General features: G+C 67.4%; 9 protein-coding genes. 8 read left to right on the top strand and 1 reads right to left on the bottom strand.

Features of this window, described 5'->3' with window-relative positions; genetic code table 11:
* Nucleotides 1-140 precede the first annotated feature (140 nt).
* The 5 genes from E9536_RS10115 to E9536_RS10135 all read left to right on the top strand — a co-directional run bounded on the left by E9536_RS10115 (nt 141) and on the right by E9536_RS10135 (nt 7,636).
* Nucleotides 141-1,784, top strand: coding sequence for a 3-(methylthio)propionyl-CoA ligase (locus E9536_RS10115; protein WP_136469809.1), 1,644 nt, complete (start codon nt 141-143; stop codon nt 1,782-1,784).
* Between the two features lie 201 nt (nt 1,785-1,985).
* On the top strand, nt 1,986-4,070 hold the full coding sequence (locus E9536_RS10120) for a 3-hydroxyacyl-CoA dehydrogenase NAD-binding domain-containing protein (RefSeq protein WP_027787170.1): 2,085 nt from the start codon (nt 1,986-1,988) through the stop codon (nt 4,068-4,070).
* 40 nt (nt 4,071-4,110) lie between these two features.
* Complete coding sequence (gene pncA / locus E9536_RS10125; protein ID WP_027787171.1) at nt 4,111-4,743, top strand: bifunctional nicotinamidase/pyrazinamidase; 633 nt, start codon at nt 4,111-4,113, stop codon at nt 4,741-4,743.
* Between the two features lie 49 nt (nt 4,744-4,792).
* The gene (locus E9536_RS10130; RefSeq protein WP_059553275.1) at nt 4,793-5,971 is read left to right on the top strand and encodes an acetyl-CoA C-acyltransferase; all 1,179 of its coding nucleotides are present in this window, start codon (nt 4,793-4,795) and stop codon (nt 5,969-5,971) included.
* Nucleotides 5,972-6,235: 264 nt separating this feature from the next.
* Nucleotides 6,236-7,636 (top strand): GGDEF domain-containing protein, encoded by a 1,401-nt coding sequence (locus E9536_RS10135; protein WP_027787173.1) that lies wholly within the window; start codon nt 6,236-6,238, stop codon nt 7,634-7,636.
* A gap of 146 nt (nt 7,637-7,782) precedes the next feature.
* Here the strand turns inward: E9536_RS10135 and E9536_RS10140 are convergent, their stop codons facing one another.
* On the bottom strand, nt 7,783-9,924 hold the full coding sequence (locus E9536_RS10140) for a hypothetical protein (protein ID WP_136469810.1): 2,142 nt from the start codon (nt 9,922-9,924) through the stop codon (nt 7,783-7,785).
* Between the two features lie 874 nt (nt 9,925-10,798).
* Here E9536_RS10140 and E9536_RS10145 point away from each other — a divergent pair.
* From E9536_RS10145 to E9536_RS10155, 3 genes are all read left to right on the top strand, one after another.
* The gene (locus E9536_RS10145) at nt 10,799-11,113 is read left to right on the top strand and encodes a Dabb family protein (RefSeq protein WP_027787175.1); all 315 of its coding nucleotides are present in this window, start codon (nt 10,799-10,801) and stop codon (nt 11,111-11,113) included.
* Nucleotides 11,110-11,589, top strand: a complete 480-nt coding sequence (locus tag E9536_RS10150; protein ID WP_011352338.1) for a PaaI family thioesterase — start codon at nt 11,110-11,112, stop codon at nt 11,587-11,589. The genes E9536_RS10145 and E9536_RS10150 overlap by 4 nt, the downstream gene beginning before the upstream one ends.
* Nucleotides 11,590-11,779: 190 nt before the next feature.
* Nucleotides 11,780-12,739 carry an alpha/beta hydrolase gene (locus tag E9536_RS10155; RefSeq protein ID WP_136469811.1) on the top strand — a complete coding sequence of 320 codons (960 nt, stop codon included), beginning with the start codon at nt 11,780-11,782 and terminating at the stop codon, nt 12,737-12,739.
* The last annotated feature ends 15 nt before the right edge of the window (nt 12,740-12,754 follow it).

The raw sequence follows: 12,754 nt of genomic DNA on the forward strand, positions 1-12,754 counted from the left end.
CTGGGTAAGCCGATATTGTAAGGCGGCGCCGCGCCGCCCGCATGGCGGCCCGCGCGCCCTGCGCGACGCCCGTCCGGGGCCGCTGACGGGCGCGCCGCAGAGGCTGGTCACCGATTCGCATCCTCACGGAGAACAAGACGATGGGTAAGCCGTTGCTGGGCCAGATGATGGACATGCCGTTGCTGGTGTCCTCGCTGATTTCTCATGCCGCGCGACATGCCGGCGACACGGAGATCGTATCGAGGCGCGTGGAAGGCGATCTGCATCGCTACACGTACCGCGATTGCGAACGCCGCGCGAAGCAACTGGCGCAGGCGCTCGCGCGGCTCGGCGTCGAAACCGGCGATCGCGTCGGCACGCTGGCGTGGAACGGCTACCGGCATCTGGAAGCGTATTACGGGATCGGCGGCATGGGTGCCGTGTGCCACACGATCAACCCGCGCCTGTTCCCCGAGCAGATCGCGTACATCGTCAATCACGCGGAAGACCGCTACGTCTTCTTCGACCTCAATTTCGCCCCGCTCGTCGATGCGATCGCGCCGCAGTGCCCGCACGTGAAGGGCTGGGTCGCGATGACGGACGCCGCGCATCTGCCGTCCGGCACGACGCCGTTCCTGTGCCACGAAACGCTTGTCGAAGCGGAGGACGGCCGCTACGACTGGCCGCGCCTCGACGAGCAGCAGGCGTCGGGGCTCTGCTACACGTCGGGCACGACCGGCAACCCGAAGGGCGTGCTGTATTCGCACCGCTCGACCGTGCTGCACGCGTACGGCGCCGCGTTGCCGGACGCGATGAACCTGTCCGCGATGGACGCGGTGCTGCCCGTCGTGCCGATGTTCCACGTCAACGCGTGGGGGCTGCCGTACGCGGTGCCGCTCACGGGCGGCAAGCTCGTGCTGCCCGGCAAGGATCTCGACGGGAAATCGCTGTACGAGCTGATGGAAGCCGAGCGCGTGACGTTCTCCGCGGGCGTGCCGACCGTGTGGCTCGGCCTGCTCAACTACATGCGCGAGGCCGGTGTGCGCTTCTCGACGCTGAACCGCACGGTGATTGGCGGCTCCGCGTGCCCGCCCGCGATGCTGCGCACCTTCGAGGACGAATACGGCGTGCGCGTGATCCATGCCTGGGGGATGACCGAACTGTCGCCGCTCGGCACGCTCGCGAAGCTCAACTGGGCGCAGTCGCAGCGGCCGCTCGACGCGCAGCGCAAGCTGCTCGAGAAGCAGGGGCGCGTGATCTGCGGCGTCGACATGCGCATCGTCGGCGAGGACGGCCACGAGCTGCCCTGGGACGGCGTCGCGTTCGGCGAGCTGCAGGTGCGCGGCCCCTGGGTGATCGACCACTACTTTCGCGGCGATACGTCGCCGCTGTCGGACGGCTGGTTTCCGACCGGCGACGTCGCGACGATCGACCCCGACGGCTTCCTGCAGATCACCGACCGCAGCAAGGACGTGATCAAGTCGGGCGGCGAGTGGATCAGCTCGATCGACATCGAGAACGTTGCGATTGCGCACCCGGGCGTGGCGGAGGCCGCCTGCATCGCCTGTGCGCACCCGAAATGGACCGAGCGTCCGCTGCTCGTCGTGGTGCCGCGCGAAGGGGCGAACCTGAACCGTGACGCGCTGCTCGCGTTCTACGAAGGCAAGGTCGCGAAATGGTGGATTCCCGACGACGTCGTGTTCGTCGACTCGCTGCCGCACACCGCGACCGGCAAGCTGCAGAAGCTGAAGCTGCGCGAGACATTCCGCGATTACGTGTTGCCGACGGCGGTCGGCGAGTCGTAACGCGAGCCGTAACGTCTGCGCCCGGGCCGCAAGCGGCTCGCGAAACGGTCGCCCGATCCGTCCCCGGATCGGCAGCAAAATTCAAATTGAACGACCGTGCTTTTTCGTTGTATGCTGCCTGCGTTCAACCGGACATGCGGCTGTTCGACCGCGCACAATGAAGCGCAGCCACCCCGGCGCGCGATGCATGGAGGCAGGCAGATGGCAGTGGATTACTCGACTCGCGACGGCGTGGCCGTCCTTACGCTCAACAATCCGCCCGTCAACGGGCTCGGCCTGTCGACCCGTCAGGGCGTCATGGACGCGCTCGATCGCGCCGCGCAGGACCCGTCGGTCACGGCCATCGTGCTGACCGGCGCAGGACGCGCATTTTCGGGCGGCGCCGACATCACCGAATTCAATACGCCGAAGGCGCTGCAGGAGCCGACGCTGCACACCGTGATCCGCGCGGTGGAGGCGAGCGCGAAGCCCGTCGTCGCGGCGCTGCACAGCGTCGTGATGGGCGGTGGCCTCGAGCTCGCGCTCGGCGCGCATTACCGTGTCGCGGCACCCGGCGCGCAGGTCGCGCTGCCCGAGGTGAAGCTCGGCCTGCTGCCGGGCGCGGGCGGCACGCAGCGCCTGCCGCGTGCGGTGGGGCTCGAAACCGCGCTGAACATGATCGTGTCGGGCGCGCCCGTGCCGTCGGAGCAACTCGCGAAGAGCGGGCTGTTCGACGAGATGGCCGACGGCGACCTGCTCGACGCGGCTGTCGCGTTCGCGCGCAAGGCCGGTGCGCAGAAGGGGCCGCATCCGCGCGTGCGCGATCGCAAGATCGTCCACGCGAACGCCGCGGGCTTCATCCAGTTCGCGCGCAACTCGGCCCGGGCCGCCGCACCGAATTTCCCCGCGCCGCACAAGTGCATCGACGCGATCGAGGCCGGCGTGCTGCACGGCTTCGACAAGGGCAGCATCGCCGAGCGCGAGGGTTTCGTCGCGCTGATGATGACACCGGAAAGCCGTGCGCTGCGGCATGCGTTCTTCGGTGAGCGCGCGGCGAGCAAGATTCCCGACGTGCCGTCCGATACGCCGCTGCGCGAGATTCGCCGTGTCGGCGTGATCGGCGCAGGCACGATGGGCGGCGGCATCGCGATGAATTTCGTGAACGCAGGGCTGCCCGTCACGCTGCTCGAAACGAAACAGGAAGCGCTCGAGCGCGGCGTCGCGACGATCCGCAAGAACTACGACGCGCAGGTGAAGAAGGGCAAGCTCACGCAGGAGAAGCTCGACGCGCGCATGGCGCTGATCACGCCGACGCTGTCCTACGACGACCTGAAGGATGCCGACCTGATCGTCGAGGCCGTGTTCGAGGAACTCGGCGTGAAGGAGCAGGTGTTCAGGAAGCTCGACGAAGTCGCGAAGGCGGGCGCGATCCTCGCGTCGAACACGTCGACGCTCGACGTCGACAAGATCGCGGCATTCACGAAGCGTCCGCAGGACGTCGTCGGCATGCACTTCTTCAGCCCGGCGAACGTGATGAAGCTGCTCGAGGTCGTGCGCGGCGCGCAGACCGCGAAGGACGTGCTCGCCACCGTGATGGCCGTGGCGAAGAAGATCCGCAAGACGGCGGTCGTGTCGGGCGTGTGCGACGGCTTCATCGGCAACCGGATGATCGAGCAGTACATCCGCCAGGCGCTCTTCATGCTCGAGGAAGGCGCGCTGCCCGCGCAGGTCGACCGCGCGATCGAGAAATTCGGTTTCGCGATGGGTCCGTTCCGGATGAGCGACCTCGCCGGCAACGACATCGGCTGGGCGATCCGCAAGCGCCGCTATGTCGAGCAGCCCGGCCTGCAGTACTCGAAGATCGCCGACCGCCTGTGCGAGCAGGGCCGCTTCGGCCAGAAGACGGGCGCCGGCTGGTACGACTACGTGCCGGGCGAGCGCAAGGCAAAGCCGTCGTCGCTCGTCGACGAGATGGTCGTGGCGTATTCGAAGGAGCGCGGCGTCGAGCGGCGCAAGATCGGCGACGACGAGATCGTCGAGCGGCTCGTGTTCGCGCTGGTGAACGAAGGCGCGAAGATCCTCGAGGAGAAGATCGCGTCGAAGGCGTCCGACATCGACATGGTCTACCTGACCGGCTATGGCTTCCCGCTGTGGCGGGGCGGCCCGATGCTGTACGCGGACGTGGTCGGCCTCTACAACGTCGAGCGCGCGATTCGCCGCTACGCGGCCGCGCCGAACGGCGACGCATGGCAGCTCGCGCCGTCGATCGCCGAGCTCGCGAAGGCCGGCCGCGGGTTCAACGGCTGACGCGCCGGATCGCGGCGCGACGAACACCCGGAGAAACGCAATGAGACACACCGACGACGTACTGCTCGTGATCGACGTGCAATACGACTTCATGCCGGGCGGCGCGCTCGCGGTGCCCGACGGCGATGCGGTCGTGCCGGTGATCAACGCGCTGGCGCGGCGCTTCGACCAGGTCGTGCTGACGCAGGACTGGCACCCGCGCGAGCACGTGTCGTTCGCGGCGAACCATCCGGGCCGCGAACCGTTCTCCACGCTCGCGCTGCCGTACGGCGAGCAGGTGCTGTGGCCCGTGCACTGCGTGCAGGACACCGACGGCGCGGCGCTGCATCGCGACCTCGACATCCCGCATGCGCGGCTCGTCATCCGCAAGGGCGGCGACGCGCAGGTCGACAGCTATTCCGCGTTCGTCGAAGCGGATCGCACGACGCGCACGGGGCTCGCGGGCTATCTGCGCGAGCTCGGCGCGAAGCGCGTGTGGTGCTGCGGGCTCGCGACCGACTATTGCGTCGCGTGGTCGGCGCTCGACGCGCGTGCGGCCGGTTTCGACGCCGCGGTGATCAACGATGCGTGCCGCGCGATCGACCTGAACGGGTCGCTCGCCCACGCATGGCAGCAGATGCAGGCAGCGGGCGTCGCGCATGTGACGTCCGCGGGCGCGCGCCCGGCGGCGTAGCGCATTCCCATTCGATGCAGGACATGAAGCAGGACCGAAGGAGACTCGCATGACCGAAGCCGTAATCGTATCGACCGCCCGCACGCCGCTGGCGAAATCCTGGCGCGGTGCTTTCAACATGACGCACGGCGCGACGCTCGGCGGCCACGTGGTCGCGGCCGCGCTCGAACGCGCGAAGCTCGACCCCGCGCGCGTCGAGGACGTGATCATGGGGTGCGCGAACCCCGAAGGCGCGACCGGCGCGAACATCGCTCGGCAGATTGCCTTGCGTGCGGGGCTGCCCGTGAGCGTGCCGGGGATGACGGTGAACCGCTTCTGCTCGTCGGGGCTGCAGACCATCGCGCTGGCCGCGCAGCGGATCATCGCGGGCGAAGGCGAGGTGTACGTCGCGGGCGGCGTCGAATCGATCTCGTGCGTGCAGAACGAGATGAACCACCACATGATCCAGGAAGGCTGGCTCGCGCAGCACAAGCCCGAGATCTACTGGAACATGCTGCAGACGGCCGAGAACGTCGCGAAGCGCTACGGCATCTCGAAGGAGCGGCAGGACGAGTACGGCGTGCAGTCGCAACTGCGTGCCGCGGCCGCGCAGGAAGCCGGACGCTTTCGCGACGAGATCGTGCCGATCACGGTGCTCGCGGGCATCGCCGACAAGGCCACGGGCCGTCTGTTCACGAAGGAAGTGACGGTATCGGCCGACGAAGGGATCCGCCCGGACACGACGCTCGAAGGCGTGTCGAAGATCCGGTCGGCCGTGCCCGGCGGCGTGATCACCGCCGGCAACGCCAGCCAGTTCTCGGACGGCGCGTCGGCCTGCGTCGTCATGAGCGCCGACGCCGCGCAGCGCGAAGGGCTGCAGCCGCTCGGCGCATTCCGCGGTTTCGCGGTGGCGGGCTGCGAGCCGGACGAGATGGGTATCGGCCCCGTGTTCGCGGTGCCCAAGCTGCTGAAGCAGGCGGGGCTGAAGGTCGACGATATCGGCCTGTGGGAACTGAACGAAGCGTTCGCGGTGCAGGTGCTGTACTGCCGCGACACGCTCGGGATTCCTGAGGATCGCCTGAACGTGAACGGCGGCGCGATCGCGGTCGGCCATCCGTACGGCGTATCGGGCGCGCGCCTGACGGGCCACGCGCTGATCGAAGGCAAGCGGCGCGGCGTGAAGTACGTGGTCGTCACGATGTGCATCGGCGGCGGGCAGGGCGCGGCCGGCCTGTTCGAAATCCTCTGATCTTTGGCGGGTGGTGGCGGCCGCGGCTTCGCTTCGGCGAGGCAGGCGGCCGCGATGCGAATCGGCGCGACTGAACCGCCATTCGAAACAATCGGGAAGCAAAAGGCATGCGCCGGGCAATGCCGTTTCCCCTTACTTGTCAAACAATTTGCCCCACCTATACTTGCTCTGACATTTGCCTTTCGGCACGATGGGCCGGATCGTGCGTCGCACGATCCGTGCCGCGAAGGTTCGAACCAACGCAGCAGACCGACCGGGGACCGAATGAGTACGACCTATGCAGCCGGGGAACCGCCGCGCGTCGTCAGCGCGGCCGCGAGGCTCTACGCGAAATGCCTGCTGGTCGGATTCGCGTTGCTGCCCGCCTATCTGATCGCCTATCTGTGGTTCTTCAGCGACCCGCACGCGGTGTTCGAGAACCACGCGTTCCATGAAATCGCGATCGCGGCCGCGACCCTCGAGGGCGGGTTCGTTACCTACGTGACGTGGGTGTGCTACCGGTCGTCCGGCGAACCGCTGCTGCGCTGGCTGACACTCGGCTTTCTCGGCTTCGCGATGATCTACGCGCTGCACGGTGCGTTCACCGGGATGGCGCATCACAATATCTGGCTGTTCCTGCTGTACGGGCCCGCGTCGCGGCTCGTGATGTCGATCCTGCTGCTCACGGGCCTGCTGTCCTATGCCCGTCCGCCCGATCGCTTCGACAAGCGCACGAGCGTGCGCACGTGGCTGCCGTGGATCGTGTTCTTCGTGATCGTCAACGTCGTCGTGGCGTACATCGCGTATTCGCCGGTCGCGGGCGCGCCGGGCACGCGGCTGTCGATGGAAGGCGGCGCGCTCGTGTTCTCGCTGCTGAACGTCGCCGTGCTGCTCGCGCGCCGGATCCGCTCGCCGCTGATGGTGATCTACGGCGTGTCGATCATGGCGTTTGCGCTGTCGTCGCTGGCGTTCATCCTCGGCAAGCCGTGGAATCACATGTGGTGGCTCGCGCACGCGATTTTCGCGGGAGGCTTCTTCCTGCTCAGCTACGGCGTCGTGCAGGCGCTGCAGACGACGCGCTCGTTCTCGGCGATCTACAGCCAGGAAGACCTGATGAGCCGGCTGTCGGAATCGATGGCGCGCACCGAGAGCGCGCTGCAGGAACTGCGGCGCACGAACCAGAAGCTCGAATACATGGCCGCGACCGATCCGATGACGGGCGCGTCGAACCGCCGGCAGTTCATCGCGCAGGTCGAGCGCGAGATGGTGCGGGCCGAGCGCGACGGCACGCCGTTCTGCCTGCTCGCACTCGATCTCGACAATTTCAAGAACATCAACGATGCGTACGGGCACCAGATCGGCGACGAGGTGCTGCGCGGCGTCGTGCGTCAGTGCCTCGACGCGATCCGGCCGGCCGGCGGGCTCGCGCGGGTCGGCGGCGAGGAGTTCATGGCGCTGCTGCCCGAGATGCCGCTCGAAGGCGCGCGGATGACGGCCGAGCGCGTGCGCTCGTCGATCGCGAGCTCGCCGTTCGGGCTCGATTTCAAGCGCGTGCAGGTGACGGTCAGCGTCGGCGTCGCGCAATACGGGGTCGACGGCAGCACGGTCGACGCGTTGCTGCGCGTCGTCGACGAACGGTTGTACCAGGCGAAGCGGGAAGGGCGAAACCGCGTCGTGTCGCGGTGACGCGCGGTGGCGCGGCACACGGGACGTTCGGCAACGCGGCCGTGCCGAAAGCGTGTCGATCGTTTCGGTTTCTGCCCAAGCCCCGGGCGAGGTAACGTACCCGGGGCTTCGGCATGCCCGGTCGGCATCCGACGGGCGATACGCAGCTAGCGCGATGCCAGGGCCGCCGCGTTTTCCGGCTGCGCATCCTGCATCTGCCGCGACGCCTGCCACCAGTACTTGCCCGCGCGCTGTTGCGGATCGCGGATCGCGAGATACGTCGTACTCCAGAGCTGTGCCGCGTTGGCTTCGGTCGCATCGGCGCTGCGCGTGCCGAACGCGTCGGTCTGGTACTTGCCGTTCACGTAGGACCACGTCCACATCTCCGACGTCCGCATGTCGCGCCCGTTCGAGATCACCTGCCAGATCGTCTGGCGCGCCTGCGCGAGCAGCGTGCGGGTCGCGGCCGACAGGTCCTGGCGCGCGAGCTGGCGATCGAGCCCGGCCACCCACATCGCCTGCTGCCACGACCAGATCACCGTGCCGTGATACGCGGAACTCGTGAATTTCGGCCACAGTGCCTGGCTCGCATACGCAGGGTTCGCGATCAGCATGCCGGCATCGGTCACGAGCCCGGTCGGGAACGGCCGCGTGACGTCGGCGACGATCCGCTGGAGCTGGTCGTCCGGTGGTGTGCCGAACAGCAACGCGAAGCCGCCATCGGAGTTCATCACCGGAATCGGGTTGCCCTGCTGATCGAGCGACAGCGCGTAGAAGGCCAGCGGTGCGCCAGGCGCGGCACCGGCCGGCACGCCGGCGGACGGCGCATAGGCCGACACGTCGGCGGTCGCCTGCGCGGCCGGCACGCTGACCTGGAACAGTGGCGGCGCCTGCGTTTCCCATGTGGCCGCCTGGTTCGCCGTGTTGGCGAGCGTCCCGCGCTGCCCGGCATCCAGGTACGGATCGAGCAGGCCGCGCGTGAGGAACGCGTTCGCCGCGCGCAACGCGGCCGGCACGAGCACCGCGTTCACGTCGTACGGGTAGACGCCGCCGCCGAGCCCGTCGGTGCTGTCGCGCCAGTTGCCGACGATCTCGCCGGGCCGCAGGTGGATCAGGTTCGCGACCGACGGCTGCTGCGCGAACGGCTGCGCGGTGTTCGCGACATGCAGCAGGTTGACGACCAGACGGGCGCCGTTGGTCTGCCCGTCGCTGCCGCGCTGCGCGAGATACGCAGCCGCACGCGCCTGGCCGCGCGTATCGTCGATCAGCCACGCGGCCGCGATCGGCGCGAGCAGGTAGTCGCTGTCGATCATCTTGTAGTCGTAGGTCGGCGTCGGATCGTTCGGTTTCCCGTTCTTCTGGTTGTCGACGAGTGCGAACTCGCCGATGCCTTCCTCGTGCGCGACCTTGCCGTCGGCCGACAGCCGGCTCAGCACCGACGACAGGCCGGCCTCGATCGCCGCGGGTTCGAGCACGGGCATCAGCATGCGAACCGAGATCAGCGTGTCGCGGCCGAAGTAGGTGTCGTACTGCCACGAGCCCGCCAGCAGCTTGTCGTGGAAGCTCAGGAATTCGAGCACGTTCTGGCTCACGGGGTCGGGGTTCACCGATGGCGCGAGCAGGTCGGCGCGCGTGATCGGCGACAACGGCGTCTCGCCCGACAGCGCATCGACATGCAGCCGCAGCGTGTGCGAGCCCGCCGGTGCGCTCAGGACGAGCTTGCCGCCCGCAGCCGGCACGATGCTGCCGCCGTCGCGCAACGTGATGCGCAGCGAATAGCCGGGTGCGCCGTCGATCCGGTCGCGTTGCCATTGTGCGGCGCTGCCCTGGACCGTCGGCGCGGCGAGAATCTGTTGCGGAATCGTTGCGCCGCCGTTGAAGTCGCGCAGGAAGCGCACGTTGCTGAGCACGCCCTGGCGGATCGTCAGCGTGCCGGTGTCCACCGACACGTCGGCGCCGATGCCGTACAGCGGGCGGCCGTGCGCGTCGGGTGCCGACAGCGCGGACGGCGGCGTGTCGAGGCTCCAGTTCACCGGCTGCGCGGTGTCGTCGAACCACAGCCCCGTGCCGCTGTTGCCGGCGGGGAAGACCACGAGCAGGCGCGGTTTCGTCGACGAGCGCACCAGCAGGTGCGCGGCGACCTTGTCCTGCCGGTAGAACGCGTTGATCTGGCCGCCGGCGTCCATGCGGAACGACAGCGCGGCGTGGTTCGACGGCGGGCTGTTCGATTCGACGTTGTCGTCGTTGCAGGCCGCGAGCAGGCCGGCGCAGATGAATCCGAGGCACAGCGACTTCACAAGGCGATGCATGTTGATGTCCCTCCTGATGACTGGCGATTTTTTATCGGGATGGTCGAATGAACGGATCTGTTGTCCGTTTGGTACCGTGTCGCGGGCATTCAAAGTGAATGCCGGGTGTTAATCAGGATGTGATGCTGTTGCGGTGAGTGAATCGAGCAGGAAATCGGCAAACAGGCGATAAATGCCGAAAGCCGAAGCGGCAAGGGACGCCGCCCCGACGTGAAGCGAGAAAAGGCAAGGCGGACGGCGTTCGTACAGGTGCGTGCCGGCTTGTGTGCGGCGGGAGAAAATCAATCGTAAGCCGCTGTATGGAATTCTAAATTTTCGGAAGAATCGAAGTCAATCACGTTTTCCTGATTTCAGGCTGTTTTGCGAAAAGGCGATCGTAACTATTACTCATTGAGTCGGTAAATTATGCGATTTAATGAAGGCGGGTATTGGAATCCGGATATTCGGTGAATAAATAATCGGCAATGACGTTTCATTTTGCCGATTGCTGCCGTGCCGGAATTGAATCGTCGAGTTTGCGCGGGCGATTACCGAGGCGCGTAGGCCTGCGCCGAAGCGGCGCGCGCGAAGCCGGGCAAGCCGCGTTCCCGCGATTCAATGGAAGGCTGCGCGATCGTTCCATCGGAGCCTTCAAGTTTGGTAGGCTTGGCGATTGCCGCCGCTTGCGCGGATCGCGCCGTCGGTGAGCGACACGGTGAAAATGCGCGTATCGTCGCCGGAAAGGCCGGACGACAGCCGATTCGATACGCGTTTTTCCCCCGTTGCCGCGACCGCGTGCAAGCGAAGCGGGCAGACGACCGGCCGGGCATCACCCGGCCGGCCACGAAGCGGGTCGAGCCCGCATCGTGAACACCAACGAACAGGAGCAACCGAAGTGATCCGTCATATCGTCATGTGGAAGTTGAAAGAATCGGCCGAAGGCGCGACGCGCGCGCAGAACGCGCTGAAGCTGAAGGAAAAGCTCGAAGGCTGCCGCGACCTCGTGCCGGGCACGCTGCAGATCGACGTCGGCGTGGCAACGCCCGGCCTCGACGCGACCGCCGACATCGTGCTCGTGTCCGATTTCGCGGACAAGGCCGCGCTCGATGCCTACCAGGTGCACCCGGTTCACCAGGAAGTGAAGAAATTCGTCGTCGCGGTGGCCGAGTCGCGCGAATGCGTCGACTACATCGTCGACAGCGCACGATGAGCGACGCGGCAACCCCGACGGACGGCCCGTCGATCGAAAGCCCGTTCGTCGACCTGCTCGGCGTGCAGCTCGTGTCCGCGAAGGACGGGGCGAGCGAGCTCGTGCTGCCGCTCGAAGAGCGGCACATGAACACGTGGAGCATCGCGCACGGCGGCGTGACGATGACGCTCGCGGACATCGCACTCGCGATGGCCGCGCGCAGCCTGACCGACGACGGTGTCGGCGTCGTGACGGTCGAGATGAAGGTGAACTTCATGCAGCCGGGGCGCGGCGAGTTGCGCGCTTACGGGCGCGTGATGCATCGCTCGACGACGATGGCCTACTGCGAAGGCGAAGTGCGCGACAGCGACGGCAATTTCGTCGCGAAGGCGCTCGGCACGTTCAAGTACATGCGGCGGCTCGCGGTGGGCCGCGACATCAAGCGGCAACGCTCGCGCACGGCGCCGGACGCCCAGCCCGGCCCGAGCGACGCGTAAGCGCCGGGACGCACGGCCCTGCCGCTTTGCCGGCAGGGCCGTTTTGTTTTTCACGGCGCAGGTGTGCCGTCGAACGCGTTCACGGCAGGCGGAGAGAGGGCCGGGATTGCGCACCGCGCCTGCACGACGAGGGCGTGGCATCATGTGACGCTTGTCCGTTCACGGCGTCGCACCGGCGCCGTCCTTATCGATGCCGCTGAATCCGAAGATCGCCCAGGTGCTCGACATGATCGAGCGCGCGAAACGTCCGTCCTACCATCACCAGACGCCGCAGCAGGCGCGCGCCGCGTACGAGAAGAGCGCGCCGATCCTCGACGTTGCACCGGCGCCGATGCATTCGGTCGAGGAGTGCGTCGTCCCGACGCGCGATGGCCGCACGATCGGCGCGCGGCTGTACCTGCCGGTCGCGCCGAGCCTCGCGGAGCCGCTGCCTGCGCTCGTGTACTACCACGGCGGCGGTTTCACGGTCGGCAGCGTCGATACGCACGACGCGTTGTGCCGGATGTTCGCGCACGACGCGCAGTGTGCGGTGCTGTCGGTCGGCTACCGGCTCGCGCCGGAGCACCGGTTCCCGACCGCGGTGAACGACGCCGACGACGCGTTGCAATGGCTGCATCGCGAGGCCGCCACGTTCGGCATCGATGCCGAACGGCTGGCCGTCGGCGGCGACAGCGCGGGCGGCACGCTCGCGACCGTCTGCGCGGTGCTCGCACGCGATGCGGGCATTCACCTCGCGCTGCAGATGCTGATCTATCCGGGCGTGACGGGCTACCAGGACACCGGATCGCACGCACGGCTCGCGAACGGCTACTTGCTGACGCAGGACACGATCCAGTGGTTCTTCACGCAATACGTGCGCGATCGGGCGGACCGCGACGACTGGCGTTTCGCACCGCTCGACGGCACGCGCGATGCGCCGTCGTTCGCGGGCGTCGCGCCGGCGTGGATCGCGACGGCCGAATACGATCCGCTGAGCGATGAGGGTGCCGCGTATGCAGAGAAGTTGCGTGCGGCGGGCAATGCGGTCACGCTGGTCTGCTATCCGGGGATGATCCACGAATTCTTCAAGATGGGCGGCTACATCCCCGAGGTGCGGGCCGCGCATGCCGACGCGGTCGCGGCGCTGAAGGCCGCATTCGACGACGTTTGACGGCATTTGACGGCG

Source organism: Burkholderia sp. LS-044 (assembly GCF_004803625.1).
Taxonomy (GTDB): Bacteria; Pseudomonadota; Gammaproteobacteria; order Burkholderiales; family Burkholderiaceae; genus Burkholderia; species Burkholderia cepacia.